This is a genomic window from Kitasatospora sp. NBC_01302, from assembly GCF_035976515.1.
Classification (GTDB): Bacteria; Actinomycetota; Actinomycetes; order Streptomycetales; family Streptomycetaceae; genus Kitasatospora.
This window is the reverse complement of record NZ_CP108404.1, coordinates 2,270,711-2,288,251: the sequence shown is the minus strand read 5'-3', so window position 1 is coordinate 2,288,251 and position 17,541 is coordinate 2,270,711. Positions and strand designations below refer to the sequence as shown.

The window sequence follows — 17,541 nt, the reverse complement described above, 5'->3', positions numbered from 1 at the left end:
CATGACGGACGATCACGTCTACCTGACGCTCGCCGAAGGCGATCACGAGGCCGAGGCCCGCTGGGCCTACGGCACCGGCTTCGCCGACCCGCTGCTCGGCGTCGACACCTCCGTGCCGCCGGAGGTCGACGGAGCCGACCTCTCGCTCTACTGCCAGCTGCTCGGGGACGACGCGCTGATCCTGGCGCAGCGGCTGATCGAGTGGTGCACCCGGGCGCCCGAGCTGGAGGAGGAGGTGGCGCTGGCCAACCTCGGCCTCGACCTGCTCGGCCAGGCCCGCCTGCTGCTCACCCGGGCCGGGCAGGTGGACGGCACCGGGCGCACCGAGGACGACTTCGCCTACTGGCGCGCCGAGCACGAGTTCCGCAACGTGCGCCTGGTGGAGCTGGCCAACGGTGACTTCGGCTTCTCGATCGCCCGCCTGCTGCTCTTCGCCACCGCCCGCCGCGCCCTCTACGAGCGGCTGGCCGCCGGGCCTGACCCGGTGCTCGCTGCGGTGGCCGCCCGCGGCGTCAAGGAGCTGGCCTACCACCAGGAGTACGCCGCCGCCTGGACGGTGCGCCTGGGCGACGGCACCGCCCACTCCGCGGCCCGGATGCAGGCCGGCCTGGACGCGGTCTGGCCGCTGCTGGAGGAGCTGTTCACCGCCCACGAGGTCGAGCTGCGGCTCGGGCTGGACCCGGCCGGGCTGCGCGAGCCGGTGCTCGCCGAGCTCGCCGCCGTGATCGCCGAGGCCCGGCTGACCGTGCCGAGCGCGGGCCCGCTGGCCCGGATCGGCGGGCGGGCCGGCCGGGACGGCGTGCACACCGAGGCGCTGGGCCCGCTGCTGGCCGAGCTGCAGTGCGTGGCCCGCGAGCACCCGGGGGCGACATGGTGAGCACCCTGGCCGCGCCGGACGCCGCCCGGATCGCGGGCGCCGTCCCCGACCCCGAGCTGCCCATGATCACCCTGGCCGAGCTGGGCGTGCTGGCGGGCGTCGAGCGGGACGGCGACGCCGTGACGGTCTGGCTCACCCCGACCTACTCCGGCTGCCCGGCCGTCGCCGAGATGGCCGCCGACGTCGACCTGCGGCTGCGCGCGGCCGGCTTCGCCGAGGTGCGGGTGCGGCTGCGGCTGGACCCGCCGTGGAGCACCGACCTGATCACCGAGTCCGGCCGGGCCAAGCTCGCCGCCGCCGGGATCGCGCCGCCGTCCCCGGCGGCCCCGGGCCTGCTGCAGCTGGGCCCCACCCGGCTGGTGGTGGACTGCCCGCAGTGCGGATCGGCCGACACCGAGGAGCTGTCCCGGTTCGGCTCCACCGCCTGCAAGGCGCTCTGGCGCTGCCGAGCCTGCCGCGAGCCGTTCGAACGCATGAAGGAGATCTGATGGCGCCCCGCCGTGCGCAGTTCCACCCCCTGCGGATCGCCGCCCTGGAGCGGCTGTGCGACGACGCGGTGGCCGTCACCTTCGAGGTCCCGGCCGGACTCGGCGAGGAGTACGTGTTCCAGGCCGGACAGACCCTGACCCTGCGGCAGCTGACCGAGGCCGGCGACGAGCGGCGCTCGTACTCGATCTGCTCCCCGGTCGGCGGGCCGCTGCGGATCGCGGTGCGCGAGGTGCCCGGCGGGCTCTTCTCCGAGCAGCTGGTGCGGCGGGCCGCACCCGGCGACACCGTGGAGGTGCTGCCGCCCGCGGGCGCCTTCACCGCCGACCTCTCCCGCCCGGCCCGGCACGTGCTGCTGGCCGCCGGGTCCGGGATCACCCCGATGGTCTCGATCGCGGGCACCGTGCTGGCCGCCCACCCCGAGTCCACGGTCACCCTGCTCTACGGCAACCGCCGCAGTGACACCGTGATGTTCGCCGACGAGCTGGCCGACCTGAAGGACTGCTACCTGGAGCGCTTCGAGCTGGTCCACGTGCTCTCCCGGGAGGCCCGGGACGCCGAGCTGCTGAGCGGACGGCTGGACGCCGAGCGGGTGCGGGCGCTGCTGACCGCGCTGGTGGACGTGCCGGCGGTCGGCCACTGGTGGCTCTGCGGCCCGTTCCAGATGGTGGCCGAGGCCCGCGCGCTGCTCGCCGGGCTCGGGGTCGCGCCCCAGGCGGTGCACCAGGAGCTGTTCCACGCCGAGGACGAGCCGGTCTCCGAGCGCGCGGAGGAGGAGCCCGGTGCCGAGGGGACCAGTGAGGTGACCGTGGTGCTGGACGGGCGGCGCAGCACGCTGCGGCTGCCGCGCGACCGCAGCGTGCTGGACGGCGCCCAGCGCTCCCGCCCCGACCTGCCGTTCGCCTGCAAGGGCGGGGTCTGCGGCACCTGCCGCGCCCAGGTCACCGAGGGCGAGGTCGAGATGCGCCGCAACTTCGCGCTGGAGGAGAAGGAGCTGGCGGCCGGCTACGTGCTCACCTGCCAGGCCCGCCCGGTCACCGACAAGGTGACGGTGGACTACGACGCCTGAGCACGAACGGTCCCGCCCGTGCACCGGCACGGGCGGGACCGTTCGTCGTGCTGCGTCAGGCGGCCGGACCGATCACCACGGCGGTGCCGTAGGCGCAGATCTCGGTCCCCAGATCAGCCGCCTCCGTGACGTCGAACCGCATCGCCAGCACCGCGTTCCCGCCGCGCGCCCTGACCTGCTCGACCAGCCGCTCCATCGCCTGGTTGCGGCTCTCCACCAGGGTCTTGGTCAGGCCCTTCAGCTCGCCGCCGAGCATCGACTTGAACGAGGCCCCGATCTGGGTGCCCAGGTGCCGGCTGCGCACCGTGAGCCCGAACACCTCCCCGATCACCCGCTCGACCCGGTGGCCGGGCACGTCATTGGTCGTCACCACCAGCACATCCGCGTTCGCCGTCGGACCGCCGCCATATTCGTCAAGGTTGCTCATCTCGTCATACTGCACGGTGGGTTGGGCCGTGTCCGGTAGCCGCGCCCGAAAACCTGGGGCCGCACCGGTGAGCGGCGCCGCGAAAAGCCGTACCGTAGGCGCATGGGCGAGCGACGTGATCATCCGCAGGGGCCGGGCGCGACGGACAATCCGGGAGCGCTGGAGGTCGAGGCCACCGTGGTGCTCGGAATCCGGGTGACCGACTGGCCGGCGCTGCGCGCTGCCGCGATGGCCGCCGTGGAGGAGCTCGACTTCTCCGGGATCGATCCGGCGGCCCAGCGCCTGGAGCTGCTGCGCGAGGTGTCCGAGGACCCGCACGCCGCCCTCGGCGCCCTGCTCCACCCGGACCGGCTGATCGGCTCGCTGCCCGGCATCGAGGCGCTCGGCGGCACGCTGGAGATCAGCGCCACCGAGGACTTCGCGCCGGACTTCGCCGAGCTCTTCCCGCTGGACGGCGAGGACGGCGAGGCGGGCGACTGGACCCTCACCCCGCGCACCGCCTGCCTGCTGCACACCCAGCTGCTCGCCCTGGCCGACGCCGCCTACGACGACCTGGACGAGCACGCCGACGAGCCGGTGAACGACGAGGACGACCAGGACTGGGCCGTCTTCGCCCGCCTGCCGCAGCGCAGTTGGCGGATGCACCGGTCCTGGCGGCGGGCCATGGCCCGGGCCTTCGACGACCTCGCCGAGGACCTCGGCCTGGGCGAGTGGCCGCTGCCGCGCTGCCCGGGCGAGGAGCTGGCGCTGCGCCTGGCGCTGTCCGACGCCCGCTCGCTGCTGGGCGCCCAGCCCCAGGCGGTGGCCGACCTGATGGGCGACCTGCCCGCCGACCTGTACGACTACGACTGGGACGGCTGCGCCGACGAGCTGCTCGGCGTCTACGACATGGCCGGCCAGGAGGCGGAGGAGGACAGCGGGGCCCGGCTGGAGGCGCTGCTGTCCGCCACCCACCCCGAGGGCTGGTTCCTGCCGTACGAGGAGGCCGAGGAGCGGGAGCCCGGTCGCGGCTACCGCCGGTAGCCTGTCCAGGTGACCTCACCGTTCGACGCCCCGAGCCCCGCCGCCGACCCCGTGGACCGCGACGCCCGGCCGCAGTACGTGCTGCCGCTGGTCGTCCGGCTGGAGAAGAGCGAGCCGCCCGCCCGCACCGACGCCCTGGAGACCTCGGCCCGCGCGGTGCTCACCTTCCTCGCCGACGAGCGGGTGAGCGGCGAGGGCGAGTGGGCCGAGGCGGTGGCGGCCTGGGAGGACGCCCGGATCCGCAAGGTGGTGCGGCGGGCCCGCGGCGGCGAGTGGCGCAAGGCCGGCGAGCTGCCCGGCATCACCGTCACCGGTGGCAGCGCCGAGGTGCGGGTCTTCCCGCCGATCCCGCTGGACGGCTGGCCCAAGGAGCTGGCCAAGCTCCAGGTCTCCGGCACCGAGCTGAGCGACCCCGAGGACTGGCAGCCGCCCGCGGTCGACCCCGGGCTGCCGGTGCTCTGGCTCAACCCCGAGCTGGAGATGAGCGCCGGCAAGACGATGGCGCAGACCGGCCATGCCGCCCAGCTCGCCTGGTGGCAGCTGGACGAGCCGCAGCGCAAGGAGTGGGCCGCGAACGGCTTCGCGCTCGCCGTGCGCACCGCCGAGCCGGGGCGCTGGGCGGAGCTGACGGACGGGCGGCTGCCGGTGGTGCACGACGCCGGCTTCACCGAGATCGCCCCCGGGCCGACTGTCGCCGTAGAGGGGGGCGAGCGCTACTGCCCCACCCCGCGCCTTCGGCGCCCGTGAGCAGTACGCCACGACTCGCCGGTACCTGGAAGGCGGCGGCCCCGCGAGTTCACCGGCTGCGGCATGCTGACGCTGCGCGCCTCGCACCGGGTCGAGGACCCGGAACCGACCCGTACTCCGTCGAACGTGTGGCGCCGGCGCCGGAGGGTTCCCGGCAGGCTTGCCGCCTGCCGGGAACGCATCGGTCTTCTGTCAGCGGGCGGTGGCCCGGGCAGCCTGTTCGATCAGGTCGGTGACTGCGCCGGGCTTGGTGAGCATGATCAGGTGGGGGCCGTTGGCCTCGACGGTGTGCGCGTGGGCCCGGGTGGCCATGAACTCTTCGAGGGCCGGGGCGATGGCGTGGTCGCCTTCGGCCACCATGTACCACGACGGGATCGTCTGCCACGCCGGTGTGCCGGAGGTCTCGGTCACCGCGGCGAGGCTCAGCGGCCGCTGCTCGGCGGCCAGCGCCTCCTCCTGGTCGAGCGGGAGCTCGTTGTCCAGGAAGACGCCGGGGTACCGGGTCGGGTCGATGGTCAGCTCCGTCCCGGTGGTGCCGCCGGGACCCGGGTAGCTCGTCGCGGTGACGGGGAGCGCGGGGATGGTCCTGCCCGGCTGCGAGCCGTTGAGGCCGGCCAGCGAGTCGCCCGTGGCCGGTGCGAAGGCGGCGATGTAGACCAGTGCCTTGACCTCGGGGTCGCCCTGGACGGCGTTGGTGATCACGGCGCCGCCGTAGGAGTGGCCCACCAGGATGACCGGGCCCTGGATCTGTTCCAGGACGCTGTGGATGTACTGCGCGTCGGAGTCCAGGCCGCGCAGCGGGTTCGGCGGCGCCTTGACGGGGAAACCGGCCGCCTCCAGCCGTTCGACGACCGGGGTCCAGCCGGCGGCGTCCGCCCACGCGCCGTGCACCAGCACGATGGTGGGCTTGGCGCCGTGCCAGTCCGCGAGGGCCCGGGTCTGGGCCGAGAGGGCCTGGGCCTGTACCGCGTTGGCCTGGGACGCCCTGGCCTGGGCGTTGGAGGTGAGCGCGACCGTCGACAGCCCGGAGGCCGCGAGTGCCGCCGCGACCAGGCCGGCGATCCGTGCGTTGCGTTTCATCGCAGTTTCTCTCCCGCTTCGGTGGGGGTTGGGTCGTGCGATTGCGACGTCGGCTCCGTCCGGGGCCGGCGCCCACGGTGCCGCGAGTCGAACTCGCGGCACCGCGCTGTGTTTTCGGACATTCCTCGCCCCCGCGGGCCGCGGAGGCCCGCCGTCGACCGCAGGCGCCGCGCCATGGATCGTCGAAGCCTGCTCAGAGGCTCGGAATGCACCACGGCACCGGCTCGCTCCGGGGGATCGACGGCTCGATCGGCCATGCGCAGGGCGCGCCGACCGGCCCGTCCGTGGCCCTATCGGGCGGCCAGGTATCCCCCGTCGACCGGAAGGGTCACGCCGTGGATGTGCGTGGCCCGGCTGCTGGTCAGGAACACGACCGCGTCGGCGACCTCGTCGGAGGTGCCCGGGCGTCCGTGCGGGGTGGTGGCCGTGTAGCCGCGCAGCGCGTCGTGGAAGGCGGCGTTCTCCTCGGTCATCGTCGGTCCGGGCGCCACCGCGTTGACCCGGATGCCCTTGGAGGCCAGTTCCGCTGCCCACGACGCGGTCAGCGAGTGGAGCGCGGCTTTGGTCGCTCCGTACAGTGCCGCGACGGACATGCCGATCGCGCCGTTGATCGACCCGACGTTGACGACCGCACCGCCGCCGGCCTCGATCATGGCCGGGACCAGGGCCGCGGTCAGCAGGGCCGGCGCCTTGATGTTCACCGCCAGGGCCAGGTCCGCCAGTTGCTCGTCGACCTCGGTGAGCGACTGCGCGGGGATGAGCAGCGCCGCGTTGTTGACCAGCACGTCGATCGGTCCGCCCGCCGCCTCGGCCGCGGCCTGGGCCAGACGCGTGGCCGCCCGGGCTCCGTCGGCCAGGTCGGCGCGCACGAAGTGCGCCGCGCCGCCGACCGAGCGGATCTCGGTCACCACCTTGTCGCCGGCGTCCTTGTTACGGCCGCAGACCACCACGGTGGCGCCCTCACGGGCCAAGGCCGTGGCGATCGACCGGCCGATGCCGGAGGTCGAGCCGGTGACCAGGGCGCGACGGCCGGCCAGACGCGCCACGGAGTGCGGAACAGCCGTCATGATGCGAGCCTTTCAGGGGAGTTGGGCACAGAAGGAAGGGTGCGCTGACGCGGCGGACGGATCAGCAGGATCCCCCCGAGCAGCAGCTCGAATGCCAGAATCGTGTACACCGCGATGCGTTCGGGCACTCCTCCGTAGGAGTCGTAGAGCGGCCGGTCGGCCTGAAGGAGCACGAATGCGGCCAGGCCGAGGACCCCGAGCGCGGTGCCGGCCGCGCGCAGCCACCGGGGGGCGCCCAAGGCTGCGCCGCCTGTGCCGACCAGGATCGGGAGCACGTTGCCGGCGATGATGGTGGCGGCCGCGCCGATGCTGTGGACCACGATCACGCCGTTGTGCAGAGCGGCGGAGGACTCGTGGAAGAAGCCGACGAGGATCACGCCCACACCGTGGGCGATCGCCAGCCCGAGTAGCACCCGTTTGAACCGTCCCACGTTCACGGCACTGAGCAGCAGCACACTGGCTGCGATGAACAGTGCTCCCTGGGCGATGAACGCGGTGTCCATCACCAGGTGCAGCGGCGAGTCGACCATCCGGCCCTGGAACACGTCCCCGGGGACCGGGTTGCCCAGGTCACTGATGAAGTCGACGGCGTAGTTGTACGAAGGGCTGTGCCAGGCCGCGGCGGCGACGTACTCCAGCACCGCGTACTGCACGGCGGCGAGTACGAGGAGTGCTCCTGCAACGCGTATACGGGCTACGGGGTTTTGGACTTTCACGTCCATAAGGCTGGCACGCAAAATTTGGACTATCAAGTCCAGAAAGTTAGGCTTGCCGCATGCCCACGCCCAAGGGAGAAGCGACCAAGGCCCGCATCGTCGAGGCCGCAGCGGACCTGCTGATCACCGCGAACGACATCAACCTCGACGAGGTCATGCGACTGACCCGCACCAGCAAGGGGCAGGTGTTCCACTACTTCCCCGACGGGAAGGAGGAACTGCGCCGCGCGGCCGCCCAGTGCCACCTCGCCCGACTGGCCCAGGCCGAGGCACCTGCGGTGCCGCTGGCCACCTGGCAGGACTGGGAGTCGTGGATCGAGCAGATCCTGCGGCTGCACGAGCAGCAGGGGCGCGACGACGCCTGCGAGGTCGCAGCCCTGGCGGGCCGGGCGCTGGACACCGACCGGATCACCCGGGACCTGGTCGGCCGGATGTACGAACAGTGGGCTGCCGAGCTACGGGAGCAGCTCACTGCCATGCAGGCGAGCGGCCTGCTGCGCGAAGGAACCCCCGTCACCGAACTCGCCTCCATGATGCTCGCCGTACTCCAGGGCGGCGCGGTCATCGACAAGGCGACCGGATCCCATCAGCACCTCGCCCGCGCACTGCGGCAGGCCCTCGTCCTGCTCCGCTCCTACGCCGCAAAGCAGCCGGGTGGCGAAGGCTGAAGATGTCTGCCGGGATCTCGCCGCCGTTATCCGGGCTGGGGCTTCCGGTGTAGTCGAGCAGTTCGTGGGTCGTGCAGGTTCGGGTGGGGTGCTCGGCGACGAGGTCGATCCGCTGCCGAGCCCTCCGGAGCCCGGTCAGGCCGGGTAGGCGTGGGTCTGCGCCGCCTTCACCGAGACCCAGACCCGCGTGCCCTGGCCGAGGTCCAGCTCGGCGGCGGCCGCCGGGGTGAGGTCGGCGGCCAGTGGCAGCGTCCCGGTCAGCTCGGCGCGCACCTGGTCGCCGTGCAGGTCGAGCCCGGCCACCGTCAGCTCCCAGACGTTGCGGGCGCTGCTGGTGGGCCGCTCCCGGTAGAGGGTCACGGCGCCCGGGGCGAAGGCCACGAAGGCCGGCCCGGACACCTCCTCGGCCGCCGCCACCACCACGCCGTCCGGCAGCCGCACCGCGTGGCCCTCGCCGGTGCCCTGGTAGAGGTTCAGGCCCACCAGCCGGGCGATGTAGTCGGTGCGCGGGCGGCGCGCCACCTCGGCCGGGCTGCCGGACTGCACCTCGCCGCCGTCCTCGATCACCACCAGCCGGTCGGCCAGCACCATCGCGTCCAGCGGATCATGGGTGACCAGCACCGCGACCGCCTCGAACTCGGCCAGGTGCCGGCGCAGTTGGGCCCGCACGTCGAGCCGGGTGCGGGCGTCCAGCGCGGCCAGCGGCTCGTCGAGCAGCAGCAGCCGGGGCCGCACCGCCAGCGCCCGGGCGAGCGCGACCCGCTGCGCCTGCCCGCCGGAGAGCCGGCCGGGGCGGGCCTCGGCGTGCTCCGCCAGGCCCATCCGCTCCAGCCATTCGCGGGCCAGGGCCCGCGACTCCCGCTTCGAGCGGCCCTGGCAGCGCGGGCCGAAGCCGACGTTGTCGAGCGCGCTCAGGTGCGGGAAGAGCAGGTAGTCCTGGAAGACCACGCCGACCGGGCGGCGCTCGGCGGGCGTGTGCCGCCCGGCCGCCGGGTCCTCCAGCAGCTCGCCGTCCAGACGCAGGTGCCCGTCGCCCAGCGGCAGCAGACCGGCCAGCGCGCGCAGTGCGGTCGACTTGCCGGCGCCGTTCGGGCCGAGCAGCGCGATCACCTCGCCGGGGGCGGCCCGCAGCGCGAGGTCGAGGGTGAAGCCGGGGCGCTCGACCCGCAGGTGGGCGTCGAGTCCTGGCCCGCTGCCGGGCTGCGGTCCGGTCATGGTGTGCTCATCCAGCGTCCGCGCAGCCCCGCCAGGACCGCGATCGAGACCGCGAGCAGCACCAGACTGAGCGCGATCGCCGCTTCGGGATCGTTCTCCATCGCCAGGTAGACCGCCAGCGGCATGGTCTGGGTGGTGCCGGGGAAGTTCCCGGCGAAGGTGATGGTGGCGCCGAACTCGCCCAGCGCCCGCGCCCAGGCCAGCACCGCGCCCGCGCCCACCCCGGGCGCGATCAGCGGCAGCGTGACCCGGCGGAACGCGGTCAGCCGGGAGGCGCCCAGGGTGGCGGCGGCCTCCTCGTAGCGCGGGTCGGCGGCGCGCAGCGCGCCCTCCACGCTGATCACCAGGAACGGCATCGCCACGAAGGCCTCGGCGACCACCACACCGGGCGTGGTGAAGGGCAGCGTGATGCCGAAGGCGGAGTCCAGCCAGCGCCCGACGATCCCGTTGCGCCCCAGCACCAGCAGCAGCGCCACGCCGCCGACCACCGGCGGCAGCACCAGCGGCAGCGTCACCAGCGCCCGGATCAGCCGCCGCCCGGGGAACTCGGTGCGCGCCAGCAGCCAGGCCAGCGGCACCCCGAGGACCAGCGACACCGCCGTGGCGGCGGTGGCGCAGATCAGCGAGAGCCGCAGCGCCTGCCAGACCTCGGCGCTGGCCAGCTGCCCGGGCAGCGCCCGCCAGGGCGCGCGGATCACCAGCCCGAGCAGCGGCAGCACCAGGAAGAGCAGCCCGAGCAGGGCCGGCAGCAGCAGGGCGAACGGGATGCGGGCCGAACCGCGGCGGCGCACGCCCGTCACCGGTGGGCCGTCACGAGGCGGACGGCGCCGGGGAGGAGGCGGCGGCCGGGGGCTGGAAGCCGGCGGCGGTCAGCACCGCGATGCCCTCGGGCGACTCCACGTACTGGACGAAGGCCTTGGCCCCGGCCGCGTTGGGCGCCTTGGCCAGGTCGGCCATCGGGTAGTCGTTGATCGCCTGGGCGGCCTCGGGGAAGTTGACCCCGGCCACCTTGCCGCCGGCGGCCTTCACGTCGGTCTGGTAGACGATCGAGGCGTCCACCTCGCCCAGCTCGACCTTGGTCAGCGCGCTCTTCACGTCCTGCTCCAGCGAGACCGGCTTCAGGTCGACGCTGCCGGCCTTGAGCGCGGTGATCGCCGCCGCGCCGCACGGCACCTGCTGCGCGCAGAGCGCCACCTTGACGCCGGGGGCCGCGAGGTCCTTGAGCGAGGCGATGTGCTTCGGGTTGCCCTGGGGGACCGCGATCTCCAGGGTGTTGCGGACGAAGACCTTGGGGTCGCCCGCGTTGTCCTTGGCGTCGGTGACGGTCTTCATGGTGGCCGGCGAGGCGGCGGCGAAGACGTCGGCCGGGGCGCCGGAGACGATGCTCTGGGCCAGCGCGGAGCTGCCGCCGAAGTTGAACTTCACCGTGGTGCCGGGGTGGGCGGCCTCGAACTTCTTGCCGAGGTCGGTGAAGGTGTCCTGCAGCGAGGCCGCGGCGAAGACGGTGACGGTGCCGCTCACGGCGGGAGCAGAGGAGCCCGTCGAGCCGCCGCTCGCGCTCGACTTCGCGCTGCTGCCGCAGGCGGTCAGGCCCCCGGCCAGCGCGAGCGCGGCCAGGGCGACGGCGGCGGTGCGGGTCCGGCTTGAGAACTGCATCGGGAATCCCCTCCTGCCGGTCCACGCGGGCCCGGCGGTGCGGTCAGGTGCGGGCCGGTCCGCCGCACTGCGCGACGGAAGGGGGCGACCCTGGACCGGTGGCCACGTGCGGCAGGCTCCGCCGCGTTCCGCCGGAGGCCTGCCCGGGGGTTGCCGGGGGCCCAGCCGGGCTGGCGGTGGGTCTGCGGGTGCTCGTATCTGCGGTCGTTGTGGCGATCATAGTGCCGCAGATGCAAGCCTGAAATCCCTTGTGCCTTTGCACAGCGTGCTGGCCCCGGGTTCCCCCGTCCGGCTGTGCGAACCCGAAAACCGGTGGCAGCGGAACCCCGGCGACCAGCACAGTTGCCCAATGTCCACACTGCGGGTCACCGTCGAGCGGCTGACCATCCACGAACACCCGAACGCCGACGCGCTGGAGCTGGCCCAGGTCGGCCTCTACCGCGCGGTCGTCGCCAAGGGCGCCTACCGCACCGGCGAGTTCGCCCTCTACATACCCGAGCAGGCGGTGCTGCCCGCCGCGTTGATCGAGGAGCTGGGACTGACCGGCAAGCTGGCCGGCTCGGCGGCGGACCGGGTGCGCGCGGTGCGGCTGCGCGGAGAGCTCTCCCAGGGCATCGTCTGCCGCCCGCGCGCGCTGGCCGCCACCGACCTGGCCGCGGCCGCCGCCGAGGGGCGCGACTTCGCCGGGCAGTTGGGCATCACCAAGTGGCAGCCCCCGATCCCGACCGCGATGAACGGCGAGGTCGAGGCGGCTCCCGACCTGCTGCCCTGGGTCGACATCGAGAACCTGCAGCGCTTCCCGGACGTCTTCGAGGCGGGCGAGCCGGTGGTGCTGACCGAGAAGCTGCACGGCAGTTGCTGCCTGCTCACCTACCACGCCGCCACCGGCCGGGTGCAGGTCTCCTCCAAGGGCATCGGCGCCCAGCACCTGGCGCTGCGGGAGGACGGGCGCAACCTGTACTGGCGCGCGGTGCGGGCACACGGGGTGCCGGAGGTCGCCGCGCGGCTGGCCGAGCGGCTGGGCGCCGAGAGCGTCGGCGTCTTCGGCGAGGTCTTCGGCGCCGGGGTGCAGGACCTGACCTACGGCGCCTCCGGGCGCACCGAGCTGCCCGGCTACGCGGTCTTCGACGTCTCGGCCCTGATCGACGGTCAGCTGCGCTGGCTGCCGGCCGCCGAGCTGCTGACCGGCGAGCTGCCGCTGGTGCCGGAGGTGTGGCGCGGACCGTTCGACCCGGCCGTGGTGCTGGCCCACGCCGAGGGCCGCGAGACCGTCTCGGGCCGGGCGCTGCACCTGCGCGAGGGTGTGGTGGTGCGGCCGCAGCAGGAGCGGCACAGCCCGCTGCTCGGCGGCCGGGCGATCGCCAAGGTGGTCAGCGGGGCGTACCTGACCCGCAAGGGCGGCACCGAGTACGAGTAGCAGCGGCGCGCGGTGGGGGGCGACGCACCGGCCCGACGAGGAGTCAGGGGTCGGCCCGGAGTGGACCGTACGCTGACAAATATGATCACGCACGAGGAGTCGAAGGGCCGCGCGCCGGGGGCCGACCGCCGCTGGACCGAGTTGCTCGACAGCTACCGGCGCACCCGGGTGGCCGCTGCCGTGCGCGGGGGCGCGCGGGCGGCGGTCGAGCGCAGCGCCGTGCTGGGCCACGAACTGGCCCTCGGCGCACCGGCTCCGGTGGCCGCCGCCCTCTTCGACCCGGCGGCCGGCCTCGGTGCGGCGGGGGAGTCGGACGGCTGGGTGGGACCGCTCTGGGAGGTGCTGGCCGCCCGGCAGCCCTGGGCGGTGCTGGCCGCACTGCCGCTGCCGGAACCGGTGCGCACCCTGATGGCGCACACCCGGGTGCTGCTCGGCGAGGACCTGACGGGCGGGCGCCCCGCCGTGCCGCGGCCGCTCGGGGCCCCGGGCGGCCGGGCCGATCCGGGCGGGGCGCTCGCCGTGCCGCTGGTCCTGCAGCCCTGGGAGCAGGCCGGCTGGGAGGCGGCGGACCGGGTGACCGCCTACCGCGTCGACGGCGCGGCCACCCCGCACTTCCCGCTGCCCGACAGCCGCGAGGGGCTGGGCCCGACCCGGCTGCCCGAGCCCGGGCCGCCGCTGCCCGGCCCCGAGCAGCCCGCCACCGCCGCCCTGCGCGGCCTGTGCGGCTGGCTGGACGCCCGCTGCCTGCGCGGCACCGCCCCGCAGGCGGCCGCCCTGCTCGCGCCGGCCGCGCTGCGCGCCGAGGCGACCGCCGGCTACCTCCCGTTCGCCGCCGCCTATCCCGCGCTGGTGCGGGCCGGCTCGGGCGCCGGAGCCTACGGCCGCTCCGGCGGCGCGGCGAGGGGCCGCCTCGCCGTGTGGCAGGCGCTGGCCGCGATGGCCGATCCGGCCGGGCACTGCACGCTCGCCGAACTGCTCGCCCTGGTGGCCAGGCTGCGCTGCTTCACCTGGTGCGAGCCCGCCGACGAGGTGTGGCACCTGCACCTCGCCCTGGAGGACCCGGCCACCGGCCTGGCCTGGGCGGTCAGCGGCGGCGACTACGACTGAGCCGCTGACCCAGCGCGCCCGGAACCCCTAAGGTGGAGCCCGCCATGGGGAGCGGTCGGAACGGGGGGCCACGGGCGTGACGCGCGTGCTGGTGGTGGACGACCAGATGCTGATCAGAGCCGGGCTCGCGGCGCTGCTGCGCGCGGCGCCGGGGATGCAGGTGGTGGGGGAGGCCGCCGACGGCGCGCAGGCGGTGGCGCTGGCCGCCTCCGAGCGGCCCGACGTCGTGCTGATGGACGTCCGGATGCCGGGCATGGACGGCATCACCGCGACCGGGACGATCCTCGGCCTGGCGGCGGAGCCGAAGCCGCGGATCATCATCCTGACCACCTTCGACCTGGACGAGTACGTCTACTCCGCACTGCGGGCCGGCGCTGCCGGCTTCCTGCTCAAGGACACCCCGCCGGAGCGCCTGCTGACGGCGGTCTCGACGGTGGCGGCCGGTGACATGCTCTTCGCGCCCAGCGTGGTCTGCCGGCTGATCGAGGCCTACGCGCACCGGGCCGGCGGGCGGGCGGCCATGGCGCCGCCCGGCCTGGACCCGCTGACCAACCGGGAGCTGGACGTGCTGCGACTGGTCGGCCAGGGGCTGTCCAACCCGGAGATCGCCGGGCGGCTGGTGGTCAGCGTGGCCACGGTCAAGACCCATCTCAACCGGACCATGGCCAAGCTGAACCTGTCCAGCCGGGCCCAGGCCGTCGTGCTCGCCTACGAGAGCGGGCTGGTGATCCCGGGCGGCGCCGCCTGACGGTGGCTCAGCGGCGGCGGCCCAGCGGCGCCCTGTGACCCAGCAGCGCCCCGTGGCTCAGTGGTGCTCGTCCTGCTCCGCCTGCGCCGCCTGGGCGATCGCGAAGATCTCCCGGTTGCCGCTGGCCCAGAGCGCGGTCATCACGATGGACTCGATCTGCCAGGCGTCCTCCACCAGCCGCAGCCCGAACCGGTAACGCCCGCCCAGGGTGTAGGTGTTGTCGCCGAGCGCGAGGTCGACCACATGGGTGGCCTGGAAGTGCGCGGTGCAGATGGCCTGGTCGCCCTCGACGGTGACCAGGTGGTTGGTGAGGATGTGCTGGGTGGCCTTCATGCCGCCCAGCAGGGAGCGCCAGGAGGCGATCAGGTCGGCCCGGGAGACCTCGGCCGGGGCACCGGCGCCGAAGCTGGAGTAGTCCAGCGCCACCTTCTCGGCCATCACCTCGCCCAGTCTGTCCCAGGCCCGCAGGTCGGTGTACCAGCACATCCGAACGGTGGTCTCGATCACGTCATCGCGGGTGCTCACGTGGTCACTCCGAAGTGGTCGGCGGTCAGTCCCTTGGAGGCCCAATACACACCGCAGCTGATTGCCTGTCAACAACAACGTGTGCGCATAGTCACAAACTGACGTTCTCCCCGGCGGGACGTCCCCAGGTGTGGCTGTTCGGGCTCAGGGACCGGTGCTTGACGGACTGTCAGGCCTAGTTTTACCTCGGACCGTCACAGGCAATCGTGAGCAAGGAGTGGCGAATGACCGGCGACCTGCTGCTCGGCGTAGGAGTACCCCAGTCCGGCGCCTGGGCCACCGCCGCGGGGCAGCTGCGGGTGGCCCGGCAGGCGGAGCGGCTCGGCTACCACTCGCTGTGGACGTTCAGCCGGCTGCTGGTGCCGGTCGCCGACGGCGGCGGCGGGGGCGGCGCGTTCTACAACGGCTCGGCCGAGCCGCTGATCAGCCTGGCCTATCTGGCGGGTGCCACCGAGCGGATCCGGCTGGGCCTGTCGGTGGTCAACGCGCCGTTCTTCGCGCCCGCCGTGCTGGCCAAGCAGCTGATCCAGCTCGACAACGCCTCCGGCGGCCGGCTGGACGCGGGCATCGCCCAGGGCTGGTCGGCGGCCGAGTACCTGGCGGCCGGGGTGCCGCCGGAGCGCCGGCTGGGCCGGACGCTGGAGTACCTGAAGGTGCTCCGATTGATGTGGGAGAACGAAGTCGCCGAATTCAAGGGCGAGTTCACCGAACTGCCGCGCACCCTGGTGCGTCCGCGCCCGGTCCAGCCGGCCTTCCCGCTGCTGCTCGGCGGCGCGGTGGACAAGGCCTTCGACCGGGCCGGCCGCCTCGCCCAGGGCTGGCTGAGTCCGGGCGCGGTGAGCACCGAGCTGGTGGCCCGGGCCTCGCGCGAGGTGCGGGCCGCCGCCGAGCGGGCGGGCAAGGACCCGGCGACGGTGCGGATCGTGATCCGGGGCAAGGTCTTCTACGGCCCGAGCGAAGGTCCCGGGCGCGGGCTGCTGCACGGCGACGCCGACCAACTCCGCGGCGACCTGGCCCTGTTGCACGACCTCGGGGCCACCGAGGTGTTCCTGGACTTCAACTTCGACCCGCGGATCGTGGGCGACCAGGCGGATCCGGCGGCCTCGCTCGCCACGGTGACCGAGGCGCTGGCGGCGCTCGCGCCCGCGGGAGGCGGCTGACCGGGAGCGGTGGCACCGTGCTCCCCGCGCTCTTCCCCGGGCGGCGCTCCGCCCACCGCACCCACCGCCCCGGCGCCGGTGCCACCCGGACCGCCGGGCCCGGTGCCGCCACGGTCGCCGCCGCCGTCCTCGGCCTGGGTTTCTTCCTCACCATCTCCGACACCACCCTGGTCAACGTCGCCCTGCCCGCCATCGGCCGGCACTGGCACGACGAGGTGACCGGGCCGCAGTGGGTCTCCGACGCCTACACCCTGGTCTTCGCGGCCCTGCTGCTGTGGGCCGGCACGCTGGCCGACCGGATCGGTGCCGTGCGGGCCTTCGGCACCGGCCTGGTGCTGTTCGGCGTCACCTCGGCGCTGTGCGGCCTGGCCCCCGGCCTCGGCGTGCTGATCGCCGCCCGGGCGGCGCAGGGGGCCGGCGCGGCGATCATGCTGCCGGCCTCGCTGGCCCTGGTCAGCCGGGCCTATCCCGATCCGGTCGAGCGGGCCCGGGCGATCACCCGGTGGATGGCCGGCGGCGGGGTGGCGATCGCGGTGGGCCCGGTCCTGGGCGGCGCGCTGACCAGCGGGCTCGGCTGGCGCTGGGTCTTCCTCGGCGGCTGCGCCGGCCTGCCGCTGGGGGTGCTGGCGCTGCTCGTCCTCGGCCGGGCCGCCCGGGCGGCCGGCGAGGGGGCGGTTTCCCCGCCAGGCGGGCGCAGACCCGACGGCCGGGCGCCGCTGGACCTGGGCGGGCAGGCCGCCATCGGGCTGGCGGTGGCGGTGCTGGTCTTCGCGGTGATCGACGGCGGCGCGCACGGCTACGGCTCCCCGCGCACCGTGCTGGCACTGCTGCTCGCCGCCGCGCTCGGGACGGCCTTCGTACTGGTCGAACGGAGCCAGCCGCACCCCGCCGTCCCGCTCGCGTTCTTCCGCGACCCGGTGGTGGCGCTCTGCACCGCCACCGGCTTCGTGCTCAACTTCGCCTCCTACGGCCTGGTCTTCGTGCTGACCCTCTTCTTCCAGCAGGAGCGCGGCGCCTCGGCGCTGACCGCGGGCCTGCTGTTCATCCCGATGACCGCGCTGACCACGGTGGTCAACCTGGCCGCCGGTGCGCTGACCTGCCGGCGCGGGCCCAAGGTGCCGCTGATCCTGGGGCAGCTGGTCCAGGCGGGCGCGCTGCTCGCGCTGCTGTCCGTCGGACCGCACACCGGCACCGGGCCGCTGCTGCTCCTGCTGGTGCCGCTCGGGATCGGGGTGGGGCTGGCGGTGCCGCCGCTGACCTGCGCGATGCTGGCCGCGGTGGACACCGGGCGGGCCGGGCTGGCCTCGGGGATCCTCAACTCCGCCCGGCAGTTGGGCGGGGCGGTGGGGGTGGCGGTCTGCGGCGCGCTGATCGCCGCACCCGGGGGCTTCATGGCGGGGCTGCACATCGTGCTGCTGATCGGCGCCGCGCTGCTGCTGGCCGGCACGGCGGCGGTGGCGCTGCTGCTGCCGTCCGGCCGGGGCCGCCCGCCGGGGTGAACTGCGGCCCCCGCGACCGGAGCTGACACCCTTGCCAGTGCGGCTGATGCTGGG

The 17,541-nt window shown here is 74.3% G+C and carries 19 protein-coding genes; 11 read left to right on the top strand and 8 right to left on the bottom strand.

Going from position 1 to position 17,541, the window contains the following annotated elements; translation table 11 throughout:
• Position 1 precedes the first annotated feature (1 nt).
• Genes paaC through paaE form a run of 3 tightly spaced genes read left to right on the top strand, consistent with a single transcriptional unit; the run spans position 2 to position 2,432 of the window.
• Complete coding sequence (gene paaC / locus OG294_RS09515) at positions 2-877, top strand: 1,2-phenylacetyl-CoA epoxidase subunit PaaC (RefSeq protein ID WP_327066015.1); 876 nt, start codon at positions 2-4, stop codon at positions 875-877.
• Positions 871-1,365 (top strand): 1,2-phenylacetyl-CoA epoxidase subunit PaaD, encoded by a 495-nt coding sequence (gene paaD, locus OG294_RS09510; protein ID WP_327066014.1) that lies wholly within the window; start codon positions 871-873, stop codon positions 1,363-1,365. Before paaC ends, paaD begins: the two co-directional genes overlap by 7 nt.
• Positions 1,365-2,432: a 1,2-phenylacetyl-CoA epoxidase subunit PaaE gene (paaE, locus tag OG294_RS09505; protein ID WP_327066013.1), complete on the top strand. Its 1,068-nt coding sequence runs from the start codon at positions 1,365-1,367 to the stop codon at positions 2,430-2,432. Before paaD ends, paaE begins: the two co-directional genes overlap by 1 nt.
• Before the next feature lie 55 nt (positions 2,433-2,487).
• Here the strand turns inward: paaE and OG294_RS09500 are convergent, their stop codons facing one another.
• Positions 2,488-2,859: a YbjQ family protein gene (locus OG294_RS09500; RefSeq protein ID WP_327066012.1), complete on the bottom strand. Its 372-nt coding sequence runs from the start codon at positions 2,857-2,859 to the stop codon at positions 2,488-2,490.
• Positions 2,860-2,961: 102 nt separating this feature from the next.
• Between OG294_RS09500 and OG294_RS09495 the strand changes: the two genes are divergently transcribed.
• Complete coding sequence (locus OG294_RS09495; RefSeq protein ID WP_327066011.1) at positions 2,962-3,882, top strand: hypothetical protein; 921 nt, start codon at positions 2,962-2,964, stop codon at positions 3,880-3,882.
• Between the two features lie 9 nt (positions 3,883-3,891).
• Entirely contained in the window at positions 3,892-4,629 is a 738-nt protein-coding gene (locus OG294_RS09490) for a peptidyl-tRNA hydrolase (protein WP_327066010.1), read from the top strand.
• Positions 4,630-4,821: 192 nt separating this feature from the next.
• On the opposite strand, the gene OG294_RS09485 is transcribed toward OG294_RS09490, so the two are convergent.
• The 3 genes from OG294_RS09485 to OG294_RS09475 form a co-directional block, all read right to left on the bottom strand.
• On the bottom strand, positions 4,822-5,709 hold the full coding sequence (locus OG294_RS09485) for an alpha/beta fold hydrolase (RefSeq protein ID WP_327066009.1): 888 nt from the start codon (positions 5,707-5,709) through the stop codon (positions 4,822-4,824).
• 290 nt (positions 5,710-5,999) lie between these two features.
• The gene (locus tag OG294_RS09480) at positions 6,000-6,776 is read right to left on the bottom strand and encodes an SDR family NAD(P)-dependent oxidoreductase (RefSeq protein ID WP_327066008.1); all 777 of its coding nucleotides are present in this window, start codon (positions 6,774-6,776) and stop codon (positions 6,000-6,002) included.
• Positions 6,773-7,492, bottom strand: coding sequence for a DUF998 domain-containing protein (locus OG294_RS09475; protein WP_327066007.1), 720 nt, complete (start codon positions 7,490-7,492; stop codon positions 6,773-6,775). Before OG294_RS09475 ends, OG294_RS09480 begins: the two co-directional genes overlap by 4 nt.
• A 59-nt stretch (positions 7,493-7,551) precedes the next feature.
• Between OG294_RS09475 and OG294_RS09470 the strand changes: the two genes are divergently transcribed.
• Complete coding sequence (locus OG294_RS09470; RefSeq protein ID WP_327066006.1) at positions 7,552-8,160, top strand: TetR/AcrR family transcriptional regulator; 609 nt, start codon at positions 7,552-7,554, stop codon at positions 8,158-8,160.
• Positions 8,161-8,295: 135 nt separating this feature from the next.
• Here the strand turns inward: OG294_RS09470 and OG294_RS09465 are convergent, their stop codons facing one another.
• From OG294_RS09465 to modA, 3 genes are read right to left on the bottom strand one after another with little or no spacing between them, the layout of a single operon-like run.
• Positions 8,296-9,375 (bottom strand): ABC transporter ATP-binding protein, encoded by a 1,080-nt coding sequence (locus OG294_RS09465; protein ID WP_327066005.1) that lies wholly within the window; start codon positions 9,373-9,375, stop codon positions 8,296-8,298.
• Entirely contained in the window at positions 9,372-10,175 is an 804-nt protein-coding gene (modB, locus tag OG294_RS09460; protein WP_327066004.1) for a molybdate ABC transporter permease subunit, read from the bottom strand. Before modB ends, OG294_RS09465 begins: the two co-directional genes overlap by 4 nt.
• A 10-nt stretch (positions 10,176-10,185) precedes the next feature.
• Positions 10,186-11,031, bottom strand: a complete 846-nt coding sequence (modA, locus tag OG294_RS09455) for a molybdate ABC transporter substrate-binding protein (RefSeq protein ID WP_327066003.1) — start codon at positions 11,029-11,031, stop codon at positions 10,186-10,188.
• A gap of 349 nt (positions 11,032-11,380) precedes the next feature.
• Between modA and OG294_RS09450 the strand changes: the two genes are divergently transcribed.
• From OG294_RS09450 to OG294_RS09440, 3 genes are all read left to right on the top strand, one after another.
• Positions 11,381-12,448 carry an RNA ligase (ATP) gene (locus OG294_RS09450; protein ID WP_327066002.1) on the top strand — a complete coding sequence of 356 codons (1,068 nt, stop codon included), beginning with the start codon at positions 11,381-11,383 and terminating at the stop codon, positions 12,446-12,448.
• Positions 12,449-12,529: 81 nt separating this feature from the next.
• Positions 12,530-13,555 carry a hypothetical protein gene (locus OG294_RS09445; RefSeq protein WP_327066001.1) on the top strand — a complete coding sequence of 342 codons (1,026 nt, stop codon included), beginning with the start codon at positions 12,530-12,532 and terminating at the stop codon, positions 13,553-13,555.
• 76 nt (positions 13,556-13,631) lie between these two features.
• On the top strand, positions 13,632-14,303 hold the full coding sequence (locus OG294_RS09440) for a response regulator transcription factor (RefSeq protein ID WP_327066000.1): 672 nt from the start codon (positions 13,632-13,634) through the stop codon (positions 14,301-14,303).
• Positions 14,304-14,360: 57 nt separating this feature from the next.
• On the opposite strand, the gene OG294_RS09435 is transcribed toward OG294_RS09440, so the two are convergent.
• Positions 14,361-14,828 (bottom strand): nuclear transport factor 2 family protein, encoded by a 468-nt coding sequence (locus tag OG294_RS09435; protein ID WP_327065999.1) that lies wholly within the window; start codon positions 14,826-14,828, stop codon positions 14,361-14,363.
• 224 nt (positions 14,829-15,052) lie between these two features.
• Between OG294_RS09435 and OG294_RS09430 the strand changes: the two genes are divergently transcribed.
• Together OG294_RS09430 and OG294_RS09425 are read left to right on the top strand one after the other, a co-directional pair.
• Entirely contained in the window at positions 15,053-15,988 is a 936-nt protein-coding gene (locus tag OG294_RS09430; protein WP_327065998.1) for a TIGR03619 family F420-dependent LLM class oxidoreductase, read from the top strand.
• Positions 15,989-16,005: 17 nt separating this feature from the next.
• A complete protein-coding gene (locus tag OG294_RS09425) occupies positions 16,006-17,487 on the top strand; it encodes an MFS transporter (RefSeq protein WP_327065997.1) in 1,482 nt (493 codons plus the stop codon).
• Positions 17,488-17,541: the final 54 nt, after the last annotated feature.

Excerpts from the sequence above, each read along its gene's own strand:
- paaC (WP_327066015.1), top strand. The coding sequence starts at position 2 with ATGACGGACGATCACGTCTACCTGACGCTCGCCGAAGGCGATCACGAG.
- paaD (WP_327066014.1), top strand. The coding sequence starts at position 871 with ATGGTGAGCACCCTGGCCGCGCCGGACGCCGCCCGGATCGCGGGCGCC.
- paaE (WP_327066013.1), top strand. The coding sequence starts at position 1,365 with ATGGCGCCCCGCCGTGCGCAGTTCCACCCCCTGCGGATCGCCGCCCTG.
- OG294_RS09500 (WP_327066012.1), bottom strand. The coding sequence starts at position 2,859 with ATGAGCAACCTTGACGAATATGGCGGCGGTCCGACGGCGAACGCGGAT.
- OG294_RS09495 (WP_327066011.1), top strand. The coding sequence starts at position 2,962 with ATGGGCGAGCGACGTGATCATCCGCAGGGGCCGGGCGCGACGGACAAT.
- OG294_RS09485 (WP_327066009.1), bottom strand. The coding sequence starts at position 5,709 with ATGAAACGCAACGCACGGATCGCCGGCCTGGTCGCGGCGGCACTCGCG.
- OG294_RS09480 (WP_327066008.1), bottom strand. The coding sequence starts at position 6,776 with ATGACGGCTGTTCCGCACTCCGTGGCGCGTCTGGCCGGCCGTCGCGCC.
- OG294_RS09470 (WP_327066006.1), top strand. The coding sequence starts at position 7,552 with ATGCCCACGCCCAAGGGAGAAGCGACCAAGGCCCGCATCGTCGAGGCC.
- OG294_RS09465 (WP_327066005.1), bottom strand. The coding sequence starts at position 9,375 with ATGACCGGACCGCAGCCCGGCAGCGGGCCAGGACTCGACGCCCACCTG.
- modA (WP_327066003.1), bottom strand. The coding sequence starts at position 11,031 with ATGCAGTTCTCAAGCCGGACCCGCACCGCCGCCGTCGCCCTGGCCGCG.
- OG294_RS09450 (WP_327066002.1), top strand. The coding sequence starts at position 11,381 with ATGTCCACACTGCGGGTCACCGTCGAGCGGCTGACCATCCACGAACAC.
- OG294_RS09445 (WP_327066001.1), top strand. The coding sequence starts at position 12,530 with ATGATCACGCACGAGGAGTCGAAGGGCCGCGCGCCGGGGGCCGACCGC.
- OG294_RS09430 (WP_327065998.1), top strand. The coding sequence starts at position 15,053 with ATGACCGGCGACCTGCTGCTCGGCGTAGGAGTACCCCAGTCCGGCGCC.